Source organism: Clostridium cavendishii DSM 21758 (genome assembly GCF_900141845.1).
Lineage (GTDB): Bacteria > Bacillota > Clostridia > Clostridiales > Clostridiaceae > Clostridium_AG > Clostridium_AG cavendishii.
This window is the reverse complement of sequence record NZ_FQZB01000023.1, coordinates 1-22,219: the sequence shown is the minus strand read 5'-3', so window position 1 is coordinate 22,219 and position 22,219 is coordinate 1. Positions and strand designations below refer to the sequence as shown.

Below are 22,219 nucleotides of genomic sequence, written 5' to 3'. Positions count from 1 at the left end.
AGCATTCTTTTTTTATGGAATTTACAGTTGAAGCGATTTTATAACGTATTTAGTTTCTTTTAAAAAGAGGATGATTTTCTTTCAGTTGAACTAAGTCCCATAGGTTACCGTATAAATCTTTGAATACAGCAACGGTTCCATAATCTTGATCTTTAGGCTCTCTTACAAACTCTATTCCTTTTGAAAGCATATCGTTATAATCTCTCCAGAAATCATCTGTTTTTAAAAATAGAAAAACTCTACCTCCTGCTTGATTACCTATAAAGTCTTCCTGATTAGGTTTAGAAGCTCTTGCAAGTAGGATTGTAGTCCCATTTGATCCAGGGGGAGATACTACTACCCAACGTTTATCTTGTTCTACTTGATAAGTGTCTTCAATTAATGTAAAATTAAGTTTTTTAGTATAAAATTCTATTGCCTCATCATAGTCTTTAACAACTAAAGCTATATGAATAATTGATTGAACCATATTTTCACCATCCTAAATAAAGTTTTATAATTGTTGTTCAAATTTTTATTTGCACTTTACCATCGCCTCCACATCAAAATGGCATCCTCACTATTGTCCTCATAATACTTTTTACGTATTCCTTCAGTAACAAAGCCATGTTTAGTATAAAGGTTTTGAGCTATAGTGTTAGAAGCCCTAACTTCTAAAGTTATAGCAGTAATATTCTTAGAAATGCAATAATCTAGCATAGTTTTTAGTATAGAATCTCCTATACTTGACCCTCTATAATCAGGATGAACGGCAATATTAGTTATATGCCCTTCATCTATTATTAGCCACATTCCACCGAAGCCTATAGCTTTGTCATCCACATGAGCTACAAAATAGTGTGCAAGCTTGTTATTAATTTCTGCTTCAAAAGATTCTTTGCTCCAAGGAATATTAAAGCTTAAGTTATTAACTTCCATTAAATCATCCAAATCTTCATGGTTTATTTTAGAAATTTTAAAATCCATTAATCTAGCCCCATTCTCTTGTCATATTCTCTTTCAGCCTGGGATTTTCTAAGATACACAGGAGCTGAGATATTCAAGTCATCATGGACACCTGCTTGTAAAAGTTCTAGACCTAAACTACCTATTGAAGAAGCTCTAGTATAATTTAAGTTGTTAACTGCAAAGTTAGCTTTAGGAACCTTTTCTGATAAAACATTTTTATGTTTTAATGTACCATCACCTAAGAAGATTACATCTTCATTAAGTTCATTAACTTTGTTTATTACTTCCTCTAAAGATAGACAGGCTTCTTCAGTAAGGCTGACAAGGTTACCATTAGTAAATTTGAATATACCACAGTATACATTGTTTCTAAGGGCATCTATTATAGGACAAATTAATCCGTTAAAGTGCGAAACGTTAAAAGCAAGTCCTTGGAGAGTACTTATAGAGACACATGGCTTGTTAGAACCAAAGCTTAGCCCCTTTATAGTAGCCATACCTATTCTAAGACCAGTAAAAGAACCAGGTCCTTTACTTGTTGCAAAACCATCAATGTCTTTTATTGTAAGATTACATTGTTTTAATAAGCCATCTATTAAATCCATAAGTAATACTGAATGTTCTTTTTTATTTGTTAAAGCAATTTCAGCTAAAACAGAAGTTTCATCTACTATAGCGCAAGTTGCTGCGTTTGATGAAGAATCTATACTTAAAACTAACATGTTTTTAACTCCTTTATATAATCATATTTTGAGCCATATGCTGTCAAAACAATTTTTCTAAAGTTTTCACCAAGCTCTGGAACTTTCTTTATGTGAATATGAAGGTATTCATTAGGGATAAGTTCCTCTATATAATTTGCCCATTCTATTAAACTTACACCATTAGAAAATATGTATTCATCAAAACCTATAGCATAAATTTCGTCAGGGTCATTTACTCTATAAACATCAAAATGATATAAGGTAAGTCTTCCACTATGGTATTCATTAACTATGTTGAAAGTTGGGCTAGTTATATGATCATCTATTCCAAGTCCTTTAGCGAAACCTTTACTTATATGAGTTTTTCCAGTACCTAAATCTCCGGTTAAACAAATTATATCTCCAGGCTTAGCAAGTTCACCTAATTTTTTCCCTATTTCAAGAGTTTTTTCAACACTATCTATTAAAAATTCCATAACAAACTCCTTTCTAAAAAATTCATAATACCTTAACATTTTATCCCTAAAGTATGGAATATAAAAGTATTATAATAAAATTACATCATAAAATATAATAACATAAATTTGTTCAATAATTTATATAATAATAAAATAGATTTGAAATAATTTTAGAAAAGATATAAAATAGAGGTGTTGGAGAGAGGTGAGACTCAAAAAGTGAAAATAAATATTAAAAAGATAACATTTATTATGATAATAGTTAATGTGATATTTTTCATGCTTCTAAACCTAAATAAAAAACCAGTAGCAATAGCCACGTTAGCAAGTGATGTAGCGCAAAGAGAAGTTTACTTAAATATAATGACAACGGATAGGATAATCTATAACATGGCTAAAGATATAGCCCAAGATAAACATAATGTTCAATACATGTTTAAAGATAAAAAAGAATGTAATGATTTTAAGTTTACAGAAGATACATTAGAAAATATATCTAATATGGATTTGTTTTTATATGCTGGAAGTGGTAATGAGCCTTGGATGAATGATTTTATATCAAAGCTAAAAAAAGGCAAGGTAGGAATTATAAATACATCAAGAGGTATAAAAATTTTAAGTTATGATACTCCGAAGGTTGTGAATAACTTTGAAATTAAAGAAAATCCTAATTTTGTATTATCGCCAAAAGAATATAAAATAATGCTATATAATTTAAAGAGTGCAATACAAGATAAAGATCCTAAAAATAGAGAATTTTATGAAAAAAATTATGAATCTGCAAAAAATACTTTAGAGCTTAATGAGGAAGAAGTAATAAAATTAAAGGATGATTTAAAAACAGTTGATTTATATACTTTTTCAGATGATTTAGATTATTTAAATAATTATTTAGCTTTAAATGTAACTAAGATAGACACCAAAATAGATGATAAGGGAATAAAAGATATAAATGGTAAAGAACAAGGGAAAAATGGTCTTTTAATTTGTTATGGCGAATATGATAAAGCTTTAGCAGATAAATTAAACCTTAAACAGTTAAATTTACCAGCGCCTTATTTATTTGATAATTATCAAGAGTATTTAAAAGCTATACAAAAGTTGTTTAAAGAAAATATTACCAAAAGTACTACTTAATTGGATTTAAGTAGTACTTTTTTTGTTGAAAAGGTGATAAAATATAAATAAGGAAATATGAGGGGGTTATGATAATGTTAGTTAAAAGTATAATGCTTTCTGTAGACAAATTAACAACTATAAGTTCAACTATAAGTATAGGTCAGGCTATGAAGATTATGGAAAAAAACAGATTTTTATCTATACCTGTAGTTGATGGAAGCGAGTTTAAAGGAGCTATTTCAAGAAATGCAATATATGAATTTTACTTCAATAATGGTGAAGATAAAAAAAGTTTGCTTGAAGATTATCAGGTAGCTCACCTATTAAGAAAAGATATACCAATTATAAATGCAGAAGAACATTTAGAAGGTGCTGTAGCTTTTTTAGAAAAAATGAACATATCCTTTGTTGCAGTAGTAGATGATTTTAATGAGTTTAAGGGAATAATAACTCATCATGGAGTATTTGAACAGTTCACTAATGTGTTTGGGCTTAATAAAGGCGATAGACTAGCTGTAATGGCTTTTGATGTACCAGGACAAATATCAAAGCTTTCTAAAATATTAACAGAGAATTATGCAGATATAATAAGCTTTGTGGTTGTAGATCCTAAGAGTGTTACAGATGTAAGAGAAATAGTTGTAAGAATGAGAACAGAAAAATTGGATGAAATTGAAATTAAGGTAAGAGAAGCCGGTTTTAAAGTTTTATAGAATAAAAGGGGAAAAGTTATTTTTAATTTTTCTCCTTTTTAAATCTAGTGTACAAGTATATGCATCAGATTTTTTGAAAAATTATGAAATTATTTGAAATAAATTTATATAAGTATTATTTTGGTTAAAAGCTATAAAAAGTATTAAACTATATGAAAAAATAAATTTATTATAAAAAAATGTTGCAATATGTTATTTTTTATTATATAATCGTTATTGTGCTAAAGGGGTATAGCTCAATTGGTAGAGTAGCGGTCTCCAAAACCGTTGGTTCCGGGTTCAAGTCCTCGTGCCCCTGCCATTTTTTATGCACAATATGCTTAGTAATCTAAGCTGTTTTTAAAAGTTTTATTAGCTTTATTTTGTGTGTTATATAAAGTTAATGAAATTAGACAAGCGCTTGATTTTAAAAACAAATTATGTTAATATTTAGTATATAATATAGGGGTATAGCTCAATTGGTAGAGTAGCGGTCTCCAAAACCGTTGGTTCCGGGTTCAAGTCCTCGTGCCCCTGCCATAGTTAAAAGTTCAAATTGAAAAATTTGAACTTTTTTTACATGTAAAAAATTCTAAATCTTTTCGAATTTAGAATTTTTATTTTATATTATCATATGCTTATTATACTTCCATATTTTGTAGAATGTATAAAAGTATTTTTTTATTTAATGCTAATTTAAGAATATATACTTTTATTGAAATCATAAATATATTTAGTAAGACTAAATTTAAAAGCTTTTAATTTGGAGGTATATAGTCTTGAGTATAGGAGTGAATTTTTGGGTAAAGAAGCAAGCTATAAGAGTAATTATTTATATAATGGTTATAACTTCTATTTCAATATTAGGAAATTTAAAATATAATGAGTTTTCTAATAGTAAAGTAAATAGATTAATGGTAATCAATCCTTGTCAATGGCACATGTTTAAAAATAAAAATTTTTTTGCAACAAATATGATTACTACTTTTGATAAAATAAAAAATGTCACTAGTAATCCTATGAAACAAAAAGGTAAAAAGGCTTTTTTAACTTTTGATGATGGACCTTCTGGTAATATAACACCTAAAATTTTAGAAATTTTAAAAGAAAAAAAAATTAAAGCAACTTTTTTCCTTGTAGGTTTAAATATTAAAGCATATCCTAATTTAGTTAAAAGGGAATATGAGGAAGGGCATTCTATAGGAAATCATTCATATACTCATGAATATAAAAAAATATATGCCAATATGAATAGTTTTTTAAATGAGGTTAACTCTACAGATTCAGCAATAAAATCTGTATTAGGAGATAAATATATTAAAAAGATTTTTAGATTTCCAGGTGGTGCTTTTGATAGATATGGAGATTATAAAAAAGCTCTTAAAGCAGAAGGCTATCAATTTTATGATTGGAATTGTTTAAATGGAGATGCAGAAGGACTCAATGTTCCAAAAGAGAAATTAATAAATAGAATTAAAAATACGGTGGGAAACCAGGAAAAAATAATAATATTGATGCATGATATGGAGACTAAAAAAACTACTTATGAAGCATTACCTGAAATAATAGATTATCTTACTAATCAAGGCTATGAGTTTGCAACATTGTAAAATATTCATATAGAAGAATTAGACCCCTAAATTAGATTTGTTTTTATAGTTTAATAAACTTATAACGGGATAATATAATAGTGTAAACATCAACAAGAGATAATTTTTGATGATGTTTAACAAATAAACCATAGCCAAGAGGAGGTAATCGTTATGTCAAGAACAATAGTTCCAGAAGCAAAACATGGGTTAGACACATTTAAAACAGAAGTAGCTCACGAACTAGGAGTACAATTCAGTGACTATAATGGAAATTTATCTTCAAGACAATGTGGTTCAGTTGGAGGCGAAATGGTTAAAAGAATGGTAGAAGAATACGAACAACACTTAAAATAATGAACCTGACTTATGATGAAAACTAAAAAATTTCATTATTAAGAAAATTAGGAGGAATAGCTATGGAGGGAACACCACCAAACCGGCTAAAGTAGTATTCTAATATCGGGAAAAGAGATACAAATTTATTGTATCTCTTTTTTTCATAACCTAGAAACATAAAACTAATTTTAAATTTAATCACCCTTATATAATTCTACAAATCAATTTAAATAAGTAGTAACTTACTTTTTAGAAAGTAAAATTAAATCTTTGCAGTTAATAGATAAATTGTATTATTAATTAAAGATTGTCCATAATGATGGACTTCCAGGTGCCCAACCAGGTTGGGAAGTATGAGGTTGAACACATCTATATACTTTTCCATTATATATTACAAGATCACCAATGTTATAAAAAGTACCATTAGACCATGGTTCAGCAATGTCTTCTGGTTTAACTACATTAACTATTAACTCAGAACTCATAGTTTTACCTGAAGCGTTAATTGTTTCAATAGTATAAGAATAGGTTCCTATAGTTTTTTGTTGTAAGCTTTCTGTAAAAGAAAGAGCTGAATTATTAACGGTACCTTCTTTAAATAGGTTGCCATTTTCATATAGTTTATAGTTTGTTGCTTTACTGTTAGTTGGAATATCTACAGTTATAGTGTAATTTCCAAGATTAGTAGTCTCTTTAGCCTTTAATTTGCCTACTAATGGATTAAGGGTATTTTTATCAACTGTAACAACAATTATATTACTTGTAGTTGTTTGGTTAGATAAATATAGTTTAACTTTGTAGTTATATTTTCCATTTTCTTTAGAGGTAATTGGAATTTCTATAGAAGAACCTTTTTGGGTTACAGTGCCTTTTTTTATCACTTTATCATTTTCTAAAACTTCGAATGTAGAAGCATTATTATTAGTTGGAATATTAACAGTAAGAGTATAGTTTCCGTTATTATTAGGATTATCAACAACTAATGAAGCAACACCAAGAATTGGGTTAGTGTTTTTTGCACTTATATTAACGCCATAAGATTTAAGAGCTTGACAAGGCAAACTAGTTTCGCTTACACGAGTATTATCAAGATTTAGAGTTTTCAAATCACTCTTAGCCCTCTTTAAAGTGGCTAAAACAGAAACATCAGAAACTTGAGTATTGCTTAAGTTTAAGTTTTGAAGGAAATTAGAAGTTTTCAAAGGAGCTAAATCTACTATAGGGTTAGAATTTAAAGTTAAATCTGTTATTCTCAAAAGCTTTTCGATACCTTCTAAGTTTGATATTTTGTTTGAACTTAAATCTAAATTTTTAATATAACCTAAATTTTTTATATCATCTAGACTAGATATAGAACCCTTGATAGTTAAATTTTGGATGTTGTATAACTTGTTTAAAGGAGCTGTTGAGTTTATTGAGTTACTTTGAATATCTAATGTGTTTAAAGTAGAAATCTTTTTTAGTGGATCTAAAGTTACGAGTTTATTTTTTGTATCTTTAATACTTAATTTTTGTAATTGTTTACAGTAAGATAGAGAATTAATATCAGAAGATGGATTAGTTATAGCTAAGTCCTTGATTTCAAACATATCGCTAGCATTTATTTTAGTATTAGAAGGTTTTTGTAAGGAAGAGGATACAGCCTCTTTTAAGGAATCATCAAGAATTAGTTCCTTATCCTCAACAGTTATATTAGTAGAAGTTTCAAGACCAGTGTCTTTAGTAATTGCTTTTATAGTAGCTTTACCAGGTGTAACACCTGTTACTTTACCATAAAAATCAACTGTAGCAACATCAGGATTACTAGTTGTCCAAGTTACTTTTTTATAAGTAGTATTTTCAGGAGCAAATATTGTAGATATAGTAGTATCTTCTCCAGGAGCTAATTTTATATTAGTCTTATCTAAGGATATGCTGCGTGGTTTGATAGTTGTTTGAGGTCTAGTGACGGCTGTTATACTATTGAAAAATAATCTGTTGTATTGATCTTTAGTATCGATCTTATCAAAATAGCTTATATTGTTTGATTTTATCATTATAGCTATGGTTTTTCCTTTTGTTAGTTTTAAACCTTGATTGTTAACAACTCTAGTATATCCAGCTCCTTCAAGGGATGCTTGTCCAAAATGTTTGTTTGATATTAAGTTAGTACCATTTTTGTCATAGTCTTCTTCTACATATACATCAAAAGTATCGTTTCTAAAAACACTTTGAACATTTACAAAGTTAAGTTCTTCATTATCTTTATCTACTTTAAATGTATAAATAGCTTCATCTTCATTAAGTTTGTTTTTAAAATCTGCTTCATAATTTGAAGAATAATCTTCTTTTAGGTCTATATCTTCTATTGTATGAGCAAAGTCATTTACAATAGTGTCATCATAAGAAACATAATGATAGCCATCTTCCCCAGCAGTAGGACCCCAAGAGTTCTTTATAATCCAGGCACCATCATGTGTAGGTCTCATTTGAAAGTTATCTTTAGAATAATTGTCATCCCAACCTACTGCTGTAACGGCATGATTAGGAAGAGAGGCTCCATTATAACAATAATTTTTACCATTCTCATAAATTTTTTCCCAGTGAGTACCTACATTAACAGCACCTAATTTCAATATACCATCTTTAATCTTTTTTATATTATTTTCTTTATTTTCTAATTTTTCTTCTTCAGTAGCATCTGATTTTGATTGGAAAGTTATAGCTTGCATATTATGAGGGAGGATTTCACCACCACTAGGGAGCGGTTTGTTTATAAGTTCATAAGGATAATCTTTTTCATAGCTTGTACCTTTCCAATGAGAAAAAGCATAAGCTGAATAAAGTAAATCACCACCTTTTAAGTAAGCAAAACTATTATTTGCACTTAAATCAGCTTCGGACATATCATATTCCCATAAAGTGTTTTTCTTAAGATTTTCTTCAATAAGTGCCATGGTTGAGAATGTCCAGCAAACACCATAGTTAGCTTGATTTTTAACAGGGGTTTTGTAATACTTTGTTCTTCCATCAAATTTTGAAGGAAATTTTGTAATAGAAGGAGCAAAAGCCCGAGATTTGATATTAGATTGTTTATCTTGAAATTTAGATAAATTCAAAGCCGTGTATCCAGTAACAGGCTCTTTATCATTTGGAGTTAGTGATTGAGCATTAACTAATTGACAAGATGTTGTTAATACAACAAAAGTTAGTAGAAGAATTGAAAGTCTTTTAGTTTTCATATAATCACATCCTTTTTTTATTTTAAACACTTTTTAGAGTGTTTAATATGTACGAATAAAGGAATATCATAATGAATTATAGATTATAAAGCATAGTATACGTTTTCAATAAGCGCGAAAAAAGAAGTCTTTTCACCAATATTTTACAACTTAAGTAAACATAAGTAAAGAGTTAAATAAAATATTTACTTACACTTTTTTTTGTACATTTTTAATGGTAAAATAAGAACAAAAGTTCTGTTTGAAATTAGGTGAGTAAGTAATGAATGCTATTAAAATATTGCATTGTGCAGATTTGCACTTTGATACTCCTTTTGGGGATCTTTCAAGAGAGATAAGTGAAATAAGAAAAGAAGAAATAAAAGAAACCTTTAGTAAGATAATTAAGGTTGCTAAATCTGAAAAAGTTGATATGTTTTTTATTGCTGGTGATTTGTTTGACAATTTGACTGCAGAAAAAAGTACTCTAGAGTTTATTAGAAGTGCTATGGAGAGTTTAAATGATATTAAAGTATTTATAGCGGCCGGAAATCATGATCCGTATAGCACTAACTCTTTTTATTCAATGATTCAGTGGCCTGAGAATGTCTATATATTTAATGAGGATATAGAAGCTGTTGAAATTCCTGAACTTAACACTGTAGTTTATGGAGCCTCTTTTAAAGAAAAGTATATAAAAAGTTCTAATTTAAAGGGGTTTATAGCTGATAAAAAGTATGAGAATCATATAAAGCTTATGATTTTGCATGGTGATATAAGTCAAACTGAAGGTGGAAATGAATATAATCCTATAACCTTAGAGCAAATAGAAAAAAGTTCTGTAGATTATTTAGCTCTAGGACATAGACATAGTTTTTCTAATGTTAATAGAGTAGGAAATACTTATTATGCTTACAGTGGATGTCCAGAAGCTCGAGGTTTTGACGAGCTTGGTGACAAGGGGGTAATTATAGGTGAAGTATCGAAAAACTATGTAAACTTAGAATTTAGACCTGTATGCAAAAGAAGGTATCGTATTAAGGAAATAGATATAACAGGTTTATTTACTAGTGATGAAATTAAAGACAAAATAATTTCTAGCCTAAGTAGTAAAGAAATGGAGGATGATCTATTTAAAATAATATTAAAGGGTGAAGTGTCAGAAGAGTTTATCATAAGAGAAAAAGTTATAGAAAATAAGCTTAAGGAAAATTTCTTTTTTATAAAAATAATAGATAATACAAGTCTTAAGGTTGATTACGAAGCTTTAAGAGGTGAATTTTCAATTAAGGGTATATTTTCTTCGAAGCTATTAAAGGAAATAGCTGAATGTGAAGATGAAGATGAAAAAGAAGTATTGAATTTAGCTTTAAAGTTAGGTATTCAAAGTTTATCAGAAGGTGAGGTTTCATTAGATGAGAATTAAAGGTTTGTCTATTTCTTCTTTTGGTAAGTTTAAAAATAAAGATATAGAGTTTAAAAAAGGCTTTAATGTTGTTTATGGTAAGAATGAGGCAGGAAAAAGCACAATTCAAGCTTTTATGAAAGCTATGCTTTTTGGATTAAATTCTAAAAGATCTAAGGATCTGAGTTCTAATGAAAGATTGAAATATTTACCTATAAATCAAACTAATGCTTATGGTGAAATGTATGTATCCTTTCAAGGAAATGATTTAATCTTAAAAAGAAAGTTTGGTACTACTAAAAAAGAAGATGAAAGTATAGTTATAGATGAAATAACTGGTGAAGAAGTAAAGTATATATTAAATGATGAACCAGGAAAGACTATGCTATCTATAAATGCGCAAAGTTTTGAAAACACATTATTAATTAAGCAGCTAGGTGCAAAAGTTCAAAATGGTAAAGATGATGAGATAATGCACAAAATAACTAATACTTTTCAAAGTGGAGAAGATAGTGTAAGTTATCAAAAGGCACAGACAAATTTAGAGGGATTAAGAAAACAAATAATAACTCAGAGAAAGAGTGGGGCATTAGACATTTTAAAGATTAGATTACACACTTTGTTAGAAGAAAGGCATGAAGGCTTAAAGCTTGCAGAAGATAATCTTAATAATGAGGCAAAACTTATTGATTTAAAAGAGCATAGAGAGTTTTTAAATAGGAATCTTAAAAAGGCATATGTATCAAAAACTTATCTGAAAAAGATAAAATTAAAACAAGAATACAAAGAAATATCTAATTATCTTATAAAGAATCAAGAACTCAAAAATAGAAAGGAACAAGTTGAGGATATTCTTTTAACAAAGGATGGTTTAATTACTGAGGATTTTATACATTCACTTAGAGAGGAAACTAGACTTTACTTTAATTTAAAGGATATTTTAAATGAGAGAGGAGAAAGTTTAGAGAATATAGATAAAATATTAGCAAATAAACTTGATGTATTAAGTTCTTACGAGGGCTTTGAAGAATTACCAGAAGACATAGAAAAGAATATAATAAAGCTTAACTTAGAGAATGAAGCTTTGGAGGAAAAGCTTAGTGCTATCTCAAGTACCAATAGAGAAATAGAAGTCATAGAAAAGAAAATAAATACGTATAAAAATGAATTCTCTAATTATGATAGATTGGATTCATATTATGAAGATATACAAAGAACTTTTTATAAATATGAGGAGCTTTTAAAAACTATAAAACATAAGGTAAGCTCAGAGAAGCTAGATTATAATATAGATAATAAGCTTAAGGAGTTAGAAAGTAAGGATGTTTATATAAAAGTTGTTCTTGGAGTAATTATAATGTTTCTGGTTTCAACAGTAGGATTAACTTTAACCTCTAAGCTTGATATATTTGTAGGAAGTTTGATAAGCGTATTTATTTGTATCGTATTAGGTGTAGGTTTTATTTTAAAAAACAAACATCAAAAATTTAAGGATGCTGCAAAGTTAGAAAAATCAAAATTTGTAGAGATAGATGGTTTGAAAGCTTTATTAAAAGAGGTAGAGTGTAAATTTAATTATTATTTAAATGAATTAGGTTATAAGTCCTATGAAGAGATTGTATCAGCAATAAATATTTATGAGAAAAAATCCAAAGAAATAGACTTGTTTAATTTAAGGATAGAAGAGAAAAAAAATACCTTAAATATGCTAGATTTTCAAGAAATAGAATTTAAACTAGCAGCAAATAAACAAGTAGTGAACAAGCTTTTAAACTTTACTAGGACAATTGATATAGATGAATTTGAGGAAAAGCTTAAAGAATATAAAGAGCTTGAAATTGAGTTAAAGAGTCTTAAATTTGAAAAGGAAAGTATAACATCTAATTTAAAGCATGTTAATGAAGATATAGAATCAAAGTTATATATAATAAAGGAAAAATTAGAATTAATTAAACTTTCTCACATAGAATTAGATGAGATATTTACTGAAACAGACATATTACTTACAAAGCTTAAACAAAGAGAAGAAATAGAAACTCAACTTAAGGCATCAGAGGAAACTTATAAGGTACTTTTAAAGGATAGAGATTTAGAAGCTATGGCAGAGGAACTTCAAGATATTTTAAAAGAAACAGAAGAGTTTTCTTATGAAAGTGAAGAAGAACTAGAACTTGAGATAAAGGAAAAACAAAGAGAGCTTTTAGAGACAGAAAAAGAAATTAAAGATGTGGAAAATGCTATAAAAACTGCATATATGGGAACCAGAAATCTTGTATTAATAGAAGAGGATATTAGAACTGTAAAAAATAATATAGCTACATATGAAAAAAAACTAAAGGCTATAGAAATTGCTATAAAAGTATTAGAAGAATCATTTAAAGAAGTTCAAAAGAGTTTTGGACCTTTACTTAATAAAAAGGTAGGAGAAGTGTTTTATTCCTTAACTTCTGGAAACTACGAAGAAGTTAAGGTTTCAGAAAGCTATGATTTAAAGGTGAGAGGAAGTAGTAACAATCAATTATTAAAAAGTGATTATTTAAGTAGTGGTAGCATAGATCAGATATACTTATCTTTGAGAATAGCGCTTATAAATCTTATTTTTGAGGGGGAAGAAGTTCCTGTAATACTTGATGAAGCATTTGTACAATATGATGATAGTAGACTTGAAAATGCTTTAGATCTTTTAATAGAATTATCAAGACATAAGCAAGTAATACTATTTACTTGTCAAAATAGAGAGAGAGAGTATTTAAATGATAAGTTAGGGGTTAATTTCATAAATCTATAATTATAAACACTAGGAGTTTTATACAAGGTAAGTAAGTGGACAATGTGAATGGTTGTGGAGAATTTTAAAGAGAATGTAAATAGATTTGAAATTACAAAAATCTACTTACATTTTCTTTTTTTTATATTAGTTTAAAATTCCCTTGAATATTTTAGAATATCCATTAAGTCTTGGAAAGGTTTTTCATTATTATTTTCTGCATGAAGATTTTGTTTATATTTTAATGCAGCAATAATAGTGTTCCCCACTTTTTTATAATCGCAAGATTTTGTTTTGTTAGATTTCATTGAAATTTTTGAAGTTTTCTTTTTTTCAACTTGTTCGACAGGAATCTTATTTAATAAGGTCTTTTTTCCATTTTCATCAATAGCATATGTAGAATAGTATTTTCCTTCTTTTTCTGATACAATTTGTTGCTTTTTCTTTTTTTGTATCTTTTCTTCATCATCATTAGTGCGTTTTTGTGTTGATGTTGGAATAGGTGTATAAGTTTTTTTTGCATAATCATTATTTATAGATAAACTCATTTTTTTCCCCCCTTAATATATTTAATAATTCTACAATTATAATCATTTCAAATAAAGGTAAACTTTTCAACAAATAGTTATATTGTTCTAAAAAGGTTAAGTATACAAAATACATAGTTTTCTCTGAAATTCGCAATAATACTCTAAGTTTTAAGATGTTTCAAAAAACTATTGTAAGTTTAATGAAAAATATAAATAATTTTAAAAATAAGTAATTCTTCTGATTTTTAATATATATAAATTAAAGATTAAGATAATTGGGTTAGGAGAGGTTTATATATAATATTAAATGTTAAATTCTTGAATAATATTTTAATATATTGACAAAACTTCACAAGAGGAGTATTCTAAATGTAGAAAATGCAAGTCATTTGCAAATTGGAGGGCTTAAATGAGCAAAAAAATATTAATAATAGGTATGGTTATAATGCTTTCTTTTACTGTACTTTCATGTACGAAGAAGAAGGAAGCTAGTGATAGTAATAATGATAAAGTAAAAGTTATGGTTAGTATATATCCATTAAAAGAATTTACAGAGGCAATAGGTAAAGATAAGGTAGAAGTTAAAGCGCTCGTTCCAGAAGGCAGTGAACCTCATGATTTTGATCCAAAGCCTAAAGATTTAGAAGCTCTAAATAAAACTGAAATATTTGTTTATAATGGATTAGGCATGGAGGAGTGGATAGATAAAGTTCTAGGTACAATTGAAAATAAAAATTCTGTAAATCACGTTGATAATGGAATTGTTAGAACCGAAGTAGTAGATTCATCTTTAAGTGTGAATACTATAAAAACAGATGGTAAATTAGATCCGCATATATGGTTAAGTTTAAAAGAAGCAAAGATTCAAGCTTTAAACATAAAAAATGCGCTTGTAAAGGTAGATGCAAAAAATAAAGACTTTTATGAAGGAAATTATAAAGAGTTTACAAAATCAATAGATGAAGTTATTGAAAAAAATACTTCAAGATTTAATAATCTTAATAACAAAGATTTTGTTACAAGTCATGCTGCTTTTGGATATCTTTGTAGGGATTTTGGATTAGAACAAAAAAGTGCTCAGGATGTATTTGGCGAAGGTGAATTAACACCTCAAAAGCTTAAGGAAATAGTAGAGTTTACAAAAAAATATAACATAAAGACTATTTTTATGGAAAACTCAGATAGTGCTAAGGTTTCAGAAACATTGGCAAAGGAAGTTGGAGGTAAGGTTCAAAAGATATATACACTAGAAAATAAAGAGGATAACAAAAATTATATTGAAGCAATGAAGAATAATTTAGATAACATTTATGAAAGTTTAAAATAATTAAACAAAACTCAATAAATTTTTTAAATTAATAAACAATTATCAAAACATTCATGAAAAATATGTTGACTTGTGCGTATGAGGATGATATTATTACTGTATAAACAATGTATGGATTGTTACTGATTTGCAGGCAATACCTAAGTTAAGATAACTACTTTTTAGTAGGTTGATTTTAATTTAGGTTTTTTATTTTTGATAACTATAAAATTAGGTTAGGAGATAGGTGTTGCTATGATAATTGAAAAAATTTTAAATAACAATGTCGTTGTAACCTTAGATCCTACGACTAATAAAGAAACTATACTTATGGGATGTGGTATAGCGTTTAAGAAAAAAGCAGGCGAAGAGGTAGACGAGACTAGAATTGAAAAAAGATTCATTGTGGATAACGAAGATATAGGAAATAAATTTAAAAAACTTATGAGTGAAATTCCTATGGAAATAATAGAAATAACTGATGATATAGTAAATTATGCGGAAAAAATGTTAAATAAAAAGCTTGATAAACATATTTATGTATCATTAGCAGATCATATAGCTTTTGCACTTAGAAGATTATCACAAAATATAGTTATAAAAAATAATCTTCTTATTGAAATAAAAAGAATTCATAGGGAAGAATTTGAGATAGGTAAATGGGCATTAGATTTTATAAATTCTGAATTTAAGGTAGAGTTACCTATTGATGAAGCTGGTTTTATAGCTTTTCATATTATAAATGCAAGTTATAATGACACTATGGAAGAATCAGTGCTTATGACAAACGTTGTGAAAGGTGTTTTGAATATTATAAGATATCACTATTCAGTTGAATTTAATGATGAAGAAGATGATATTAATTATGAAAGGTTACTTACTCATTTAAAGTTCTTTGCTAAAAGAGTGGTTTCAGGTAATCAGCATGTGGCAGATGATAATAATTTTATAGACTTAATAAAAGAAAAATATGAAGAAGCATTTAAATGTGCACTAAAGGTAAAAGGTTTTATAAAAACAAAATATAAATATGAAGTTACTGATGATGAGCTTGTTTATTTGAGCTTACATATACATAGGGTAATTTCAGTAATTAAAAGTAAATAGACAGGATTGTTACTGGTTATGCAGGCAAGACCTAAGCTTATTGAAACTTAATTACTTGTTATAGGTGAGATACCTATAACAAGTAATTAAAACAATAAGTTTAGGTCTTTATTTTATAAAAAAGCAATTATATTTTAGTTATTAAAAATTGAAAGGAGATTCAAAGATGAAAAAAGTATTTGGAGTACTACAAAGAGTAGGAAAAGCACTTATGCTTCCTGTTGCGTTGTTACCAGTAGCAGGGATATTATTAGGAGTTGGTAATGCAATAAACACTCAATTATTAGTTAAATTCCCTTCGTTAGATGTAGCATGGGTACATGTTATAACTAAAATTATGGAACAATCAGGAGACGTTATATTTGGTAATTTAGCACTATTATTTGCAGTTGGTGTTGCAGTTGGTCTTAGTGATGGAGAAGGCTCAGCAGGACTTGCAGCTATAGTTGGTTTTTTAGTTATGAATAAGACTATGGGAGCTATTATTGGAATTACTCCTAATTTAGTAGATGGTAAAAACTATGCAAGTGTAATGGGAGTACCGACACTTCAAACAGGGGTTTTCGGTGGTATAATTATAGGGATAGTAGCATCTTCTCTTTACAAAAAATATCATGCTATAGAATTGCCTCAATATTTAGGTTTCTTTGCAGGTAAAAGATTCGTTCCAATAGTAACTGCGGCAGCTGCTATATTAGTAGGGGCAGCGCTTACAGTTGTTTGGCCACCAATACAACATGGCTTATTATATCTATCAAGCAGTATGATAGACACAAATAAAACTTTAGCAGCGTTTATATTTGGTATTATAGAAAGATCATTAATACCATTTGGACTACATCATATATTCTACAATCCATTCTGGTTCCAATTTGGAGAATATATAGATAAAGCAGGAAATTTAGTTCAAGGTGATAATCAAATATTCTTTGCTCAATTAAGAGATGGGGTACCATTTACAGCAGGTACATTTATGACTGGTAAATTCCCATTCATGATGTTTGGTCTTCCAGCAGCAGCACTTGCTATGGTACATGAATCAAAGCCAGAAAAGAGAAAATATGTTGCAGGTATAATGGCATCAGCAGCATTAACTTCATTCTTAACTGGTATAACAGAACCATTAGAATTTTCATTCTTATTCGTAGCGCCAGTATTATTTGGAATTCACTGTATATTTGCAGGTCTTTCATTCATGACTATGCATATATTAAATGTTAAAATTGGTATGACATTCTCAGGTGGTCTTATAGATTATTTCATATTTGGTATATTACCAAATAGAACACCTTGGTATTTAGTAATAGTTGTGGGCCTAGTGTTTGCAGTAATTTACTACTTTGGTTTTAGATTTATGATAAGAAAATTCAATCTAAAAACTCCTGGTAGAGAAGATGAAGAAGAAAATACTAATATAAATGTTGAAGGAACAGAATTAGCTGAAAAAGTTTTAGAAGCTTTTGGTGGTCCTTCAAACATAAAAAACTTAGATGCTTGTATTACAAGATTAAGAATTACAGTTAATAGCAAAGAAGCGGTTGATATAGAAAGATTAAAACAATTAGGAGCTGCAGGAGTTATGCAAGTTGGGGACAACATGCAAGCTATCTTTGGACCTAAGTCAGATACACTAAAATCTCAAATTAGAGATGTAATGTCAGGAATGAATACAGAAAAAAAGTAGTTAAAAAACTCAAGATAAAATCGGGGAAAAGACAAAAAGATAATATACTTATACCAATGTGTGGTGAAATAAGAGATTTGTCAGATGTCCCAGATGATATTTTTTCTACAAAAATTATGGGAGATGGATTTATGATTCTTCCTGAAAATGGGGAAGTGTTTTCTCCTGTAGATGGAGTAGTTAAAAATATATTTAGTACAAAGCATTCAATAATGATTGAAACAAAAGATAAAAGAGAAATTTTGATACACTTAGGAATAGATACTGTATCTCTAAAAGGTGAAGGTTTTGAAGCTTTTATAGATACAGGAGATATAGTAGATAAAGGACAGTTAATAGCTAAGATGGACTTGGATTTTATAAAAGAAAATAATAAGTCCATAGCAGTTCCGATAATCTTTACAAATCTTAATGAAGATGAGTTTATATATTTTAAAACACATAAAAAAGTTAAGGCATGTAAAGAAAATGTAGTTCAAATTCATAAGAATAAATAGCAAAAAAGCAGATGGATAGTAAGTTATTCATCTGCTTTTTTTATTTATAATAAAATAGAAATTTATAAAATGTAACTATAAAAAGAAACTTGTAATGACCAGTTAAAAAGATAATGTGAAATTATAATATTAAGTATGCTTATTATTGAAAAGAAAAAATGATAATAATATTTCGGGTAAATATTTATTTTAATTATAAAAAGTATTCAAAAATATACTTTTTATAATTAAAATATAGTAAAAATGACAAAAATAAATAATAAAAAATATTTTTAAGAAAATAAAAAAATATTTTGACAATTTATGAAATATAGGTATATTATATAATTAATGTATAAAATATTGGAATAAAATATAAATAATACTTTTTTATATTTTAACTGGTAATGACGACATTACCATTGGTATTTTATATGTTATTTGAAAAATAAAGGGGGAAGTTATTATGAAAAAGAGATTATTCTTGAAAAGAATAGTCGCTACTCTATCAACATTTACTTTTGTAACATCGTTAGTTGTTACTAGCGGTGTAAACGTTATGGCGGCAGAGAATGAAGTTTCTAGTGAGGGATATACTTCTTTAGGTGACATCAAGGATGTTAAAACGGATGGAAATAAAGTAGATATTTCTGTAAATCCAGAAAAAGTACAAGTTACTTTTCTAAAAGATGATGTATTTAGAATCTGGATGGACCCAAAAGGAGAATTTAAAGATCCAACACAAGAAAAAATAATAGCAAAGAAAGATTATAAAGGTGTAGAACCAAAGGTTGAGGATAAGGGAGAATATTACAAAATAGCTACAGAATCAACAGTTCTTCGTGCATATAAAAAGCCATTAAAATTTGCAATGTATGATAAAGATGATAAAAAAGAAATATGGAAAGAAAAAGAACCATTAAAATATAACGGACAAGCTACAGAGCAAACTTTAGATAATAAAGATGATGAAGATTTTTATGGGTGTGGAGTTCAAAATGGTTACTTCTCACATAAAAATAAAGATATGCATATAGGATTAAAAATTTCACATTGGAATGATGGATCAGTTTCAAACCCAGTTCCATTTTATATGAGTACAGCAGGTTATGGTGTATTTAGAAATACATTTGAAGCTGGTGATTATAGTTTTAAAAAGACTGGTATAATGAAACACGATGAAAATAGATTCGATGCGTTTTATTTTGCTGGAGATTTAAAAAAGACTATGAATAGTTACACAGAGCTAACTGGAAGACCAAGCTTACTTCCAAGATGGGGGTTTGGAGTAGGTGATGCAGACTGTTATAACACTCAAAATCCTAGTTATACAGGTGATAAAAATAAGCCAGGTAAAGTAACAACAACTGATGTTTTAAATGTTACAAAAAAATATAGGGATTTAGATATGCCTGGTGGATGGATATTACCTAATGATGGATATGGTTGTGGATATGAAAATTTAGATAAAGTTGTACAAGAGGCTGGAAAACAAGGCTTTAAAGTTGGATTATGGACACAAAATGGTGTTGATAAGATAAAAGAGGAAGTTGGAAAGATAGGTACAAGAGTATGTAAACTTGATGTTGCATGGGTAGGACCTGGATATGAATATGGTTTAGATGCTACAAAATCAGCTTACGAAGGAATTGAAAATAATTCTGATTCGAGAGGATTTGTATGGGCTGTATGTGGATGGGCTGGAACTCAAAGATATTCTACAGTATGGACTGGAGACCAAACAGGTGGTAATTTTGAGTATATAAGATTCCATATTCCTTCTGTTATAGGTGGCGGATTATCAGGTATGCCATATGTAAGTTCAGATACTGATGGAATATTTGGTGGTAAAGCTAAAACGTATACAAGAGATCTTCAATGGAAGACATTTATACCAACCATGATAAATATGTCCGGTTGGGCTCAAAAAGACAAACAACCTTGGATATATGGAGAACCTTATACAAGCATAAATAGAAAATATTTAAAACTAAGACAAGCTTTAACTCCATATATGTATACTACAGCAGCAGAGAGTTATAAAACTGGTGCACCAATAGATAGAGCTATGGTTTGGGAGTATCCAAATGATCCTATAACTAGAGGAAAAGATACTCAATATCAATTTATGTTAGGTGAAAACCTTTTAGTTGCACCTATTTATGAAGGAAATGAAGATGATATAACAAAACCTGATATAAGAAATGGAATCTATTTCCCTAAAGATACAAGATGGATAGATTTTTGGACTGGAAAACAGTATCAAGGAGGAAAATTCTTAAATGGATATGAGGCAGATATAAATACATTACCTGTGTTTGTAAAAGCTGGAGCAATAATACCTATGTATCCAGAAGCAAATTATGATGGGGAAAAAATGCCAGGTGATAAATATCCTTTAACATTAAATGTTTATCCATATGGACATTCTGAATATACTCTATATGAAGATGATGGAAATACAAAAGAGCACAGGTCAGGTAAATATGCTACAACTAAAATTCAAGTTAGTGCTCCAACAGAAGGAACTGATAAAGCTATAATAAGAGTTAACGAAACTCAAGGTAGTTACAAGGGAATGGCAGAGTATAGAAAACATGAATTTGTAGTTCATACAAAAGTTGATCCAGAAAAGGTTGCTATAAAATTAGCTAATAGTGATACTTGTGATCTTGATGGAAATTGTGGACAAGGTGAATTAAAGAAAGTTGCAAACAAAGAAGAATGGGAAAAGACAGCATGTTGTTCATGGTACTTTGATCCAAATGAACAAGGGGGAGTAGTTAGAATAAAAACTAAAGCTACAGCTGTTAACCAACCATTACAAATAGAATTAGACAAATTTAATAATGATGTGGAAAAGGCTGATGAATCATTAGTAACTCCAGATGTTCCACAAAATGTTGCATTAACAGATATTAAGGATAATGAAATATCAGTAAAATGGGATGCCGTACAAAATGCTACTTCATATGACATAATGGTTGATGGAGCAATATATGAAAATGTGAAGAGTCCTTATGTTCATAAAGGATTAGATCCAGTTACAAAACACAGTTATAAAGTAAGGGCTGTAAATAAAACTAAAGTTGGTGAATGGAGTAATGAAATAGCTGGAGAAACTCAAGAAGATAGAAATAAAAACTCTGTAAATCCAGAAGAATTAAGTGCAACAGCTAACAGTGAACAGCCAGGAGAAGACGCTTTTAAGGCTGTAGATGGAGATTTAGGAAGTTTATGGCATACAGATTGGTTCAAAAAAGAAAATAAATATGAATTAAAAGTTGATATAGCTAAACCTTATGACATTAATAAGATAATTTATTATCCAAGAGATAAGGGCGGCAATGGTGTTTGGAGAAATATAAATTTATATGCAAGCACAGATGGAAAAAATTATACAAAGATATTTGAAAATTTAGAATTACAAGATACAGGGTTACCTCATGAATTAAAGTTTGAAACTGTAAAAGGCGCTAAATCATTCAAGGTTGAGATTTTAAAAGGTAATGGAGGATTTGCATCTGCTGTAGAATTACAATTCTTTAAAGCTAATGGAGAAGTAGTAGCACCAGAAGAAGATGTTACAGCGGATAAAAAAGTAGATATTAATGATTTAAACTTTATGGTTAACTATTATAGAGTTAAACAAGGGGATAATGATTGGAATTACGTATCAAAGGGTGATTTTAATAAGGATAATCTAATTGGAATATTTGATGTTGCAAAAGTAGCATCAAAAATAGAACCAAAGCTTGCTTCATCAGGAAAACAAGTAGCGGGTAATTTATATGCTAAATATGATAAGGAAGATGTAAAAGCTGGAGACCAAGTTACAGTTCAGCTATATGGAGATAATTTAGCAGATGTTTATGCATTTGAATCAATAATACCA

General features: G+C 28.6%; 15 protein-coding genes, 2 tRNA genes and 1 pseudogene. 12 read left to right on the top strand and 6 right to left on the bottom strand.

Going from position 1 to position 22,219, the window contains the following annotated elements:
• Window positions 1–49: 49 nt before the first annotated feature.
• From BUB01_RS20865 to tsaE, 4 genes are read right to left on the bottom strand one after another with little or no spacing between them, the layout of a single operon-like run.
• Entirely contained in the window at window positions 50–469 is a 420-nt protein-coding gene (locus BUB01_RS20865) for a VOC family protein (protein WP_072993100.1), read from the bottom strand.
• A 56-nt stretch (window positions 470–525) separates the two neighbouring features.
• The gene (gene rimI, locus BUB01_RS20860) at window positions 526–966 is read right to left on the bottom strand and encodes a ribosomal protein S18-alanine N-acetyltransferase (protein WP_072993097.1); all 441 of its coding nucleotides are present in this window, start codon (window positions 964–966) and stop codon (window positions 526–528) included.
• On the bottom strand, window positions 966–1,670 hold the full coding sequence (gene tsaB / locus BUB01_RS20855; RefSeq protein WP_072993092.1) for a tRNA (adenosine(37)-N6)-threonylcarbamoyltransferase complex dimerization subunit type 1 TsaB: 705 nt from the start codon (window positions 1,668–1,670) through the stop codon (window positions 966–968). Before tsaB ends, rimI begins: the two co-directional genes overlap by 1 nt.
• Entirely contained in the window at window positions 1,664–2,128 is a 465-nt protein-coding gene (gene tsaE / locus BUB01_RS20850; protein WP_072993089.1) for a tRNA (adenosine(37)-N6)-threonylcarbamoyltransferase complex ATPase subunit type 1 TsaE, read from the bottom strand. The genes tsaB and tsaE overlap by 7 nt, the downstream gene beginning before the upstream one ends.
• A 201-nt stretch (window positions 2,129–2,329) precedes the next feature.
• On the opposite strand from tsaE, the gene BUB01_RS20845 reads away from it, so the two are divergent.
• From BUB01_RS20845 to BUB01_RS20820, 6 genes are all read left to right on the top strand, one after another.
• On the top strand, window positions 2,330–3,247 hold the full coding sequence (locus BUB01_RS20845) for a metal ABC transporter substrate-binding protein (RefSeq protein ID WP_084109094.1): 918 nt from the start codon (window positions 2,330–2,332) through the stop codon (window positions 3,245–3,247).
• Window positions 3,248–3,321: 74 nt separating this feature from the next.
• Entirely contained in the window at window positions 3,322–3,942 is a 621-nt protein-coding gene (locus BUB01_RS20840; protein WP_072993086.1) for a CBS domain-containing protein, read from the top strand.
• A 225-nt stretch (window positions 3,943–4,167) separates the two neighbouring features.
• Window positions 4,168–4,243, top strand: a tRNA-Trp gene (locus BUB01_RS20835).
• A 142-nt stretch (window positions 4,244–4,385) separates the two neighbouring features.
• Window positions 4,386–4,461: transfer RNA gene (locus tag BUB01_RS20830), tRNA-Trp, on the top strand.
• 239 nt (window positions 4,462–4,700) lie between these two features.
• The gene (locus BUB01_RS20825; RefSeq protein WP_072993083.1) at window positions 4,701–5,531 is read left to right on the top strand and encodes a polysaccharide deacetylase family protein; all 831 of its coding nucleotides are present in this window, start codon (window positions 4,701–4,703) and stop codon (window positions 5,529–5,531) included.
• A gap of 153 nt (window positions 5,532–5,684) precedes the next feature.
• On the top strand, window positions 5,685–5,867 hold the full coding sequence (locus BUB01_RS20820) for an alpha/beta-type small acid-soluble spore protein (RefSeq protein WP_072993081.1): 183 nt from the start codon (window positions 5,685–5,687) through the stop codon (window positions 5,865–5,867).
• A 278-nt stretch (window positions 5,868–6,145) separates the two neighbouring features.
• Here the strand turns inward: BUB01_RS20820 and BUB01_RS20815 are convergent, their stop codons facing one another.
• Entirely contained in the window at window positions 6,146–9,070 is a 2,925-nt protein-coding gene (locus tag BUB01_RS20815; RefSeq protein ID WP_072993079.1) for a C1 family peptidase, read from the bottom strand.
• Window positions 9,071–9,332: 262 nt separating this feature from the next.
• On the opposite strand from BUB01_RS20815, the gene BUB01_RS20810 reads away from it, so the two are divergent.
• Window positions 9,333–10,475 (top strand): metallophosphoesterase family protein, encoded by a 1,143-nt coding sequence (locus BUB01_RS20810; RefSeq protein WP_072993076.1) that lies wholly within the window; start codon window positions 9,333–9,335, stop codon window positions 10,473–10,475.
• Window positions 10,465–13,242: an ATP-binding protein gene (locus BUB01_RS20805; RefSeq protein WP_072993074.1), complete on the top strand. Its 2,778-nt coding sequence runs from the start codon at window positions 10,465–10,467 to the stop codon at window positions 13,240–13,242. The genes BUB01_RS20810 and BUB01_RS20805 overlap by 11 nt, the downstream gene beginning before the upstream one ends.
• Before the next feature lie 131 nt (window positions 13,243–13,373).
• Here BUB01_RS20805 and BUB01_RS20800 read toward each other — a convergent pair whose 3' ends face one another.
• Window positions 13,374–13,769 carry a hypothetical protein gene (locus tag BUB01_RS20800; protein ID WP_072993071.1) on the bottom strand — a complete coding sequence of 132 codons (396 nt, stop codon included), beginning with the start codon at window positions 13,767–13,769 and terminating at the stop codon, window positions 13,374–13,376.
• A 391-nt stretch (window positions 13,770–14,160) separates the two neighbouring features.
• On the opposite strand from BUB01_RS20800, the gene BUB01_RS20795 reads away from it, so the two are divergent.
• From BUB01_RS20795 to BUB01_RS20780, 4 genes and pseudogenes are all read left to right on the top strand, one after another.
• Window positions 14,161–15,078, top strand: a complete 918-nt coding sequence (locus BUB01_RS20795) for a metal ABC transporter solute-binding protein, Zn/Mn family (RefSeq protein WP_072993069.1) — start codon at window positions 14,161–14,163, stop codon at window positions 15,076–15,078.
• A gap of 234 nt (window positions 15,079–15,312) precedes the next feature.
• Complete coding sequence (licT, locus tag BUB01_RS20790; protein WP_072993067.1) at window positions 15,313–16,164, top strand: BglG family transcription antiterminator LicT; 852 nt, start codon at window positions 15,313–15,315, stop codon at window positions 16,162–16,164.
• Between the two features lie 166 nt (window positions 16,165–16,330).
• A pseudogene (ptsG, locus tag BUB01_RS20785) lies at window positions 16,331–18,345 on the top strand (glucose-specific PTS transporter subunit IIBC).
• A 445-nt stretch (window positions 18,346–18,790) separates the two neighbouring features.
• Window positions 18,791–22,219: TIM-barrel domain-containing protein (locus BUB01_RS20780; RefSeq protein WP_072993065.1), on the top strand; the 3,429-nt coding region annotated here is incomplete at its 3' end.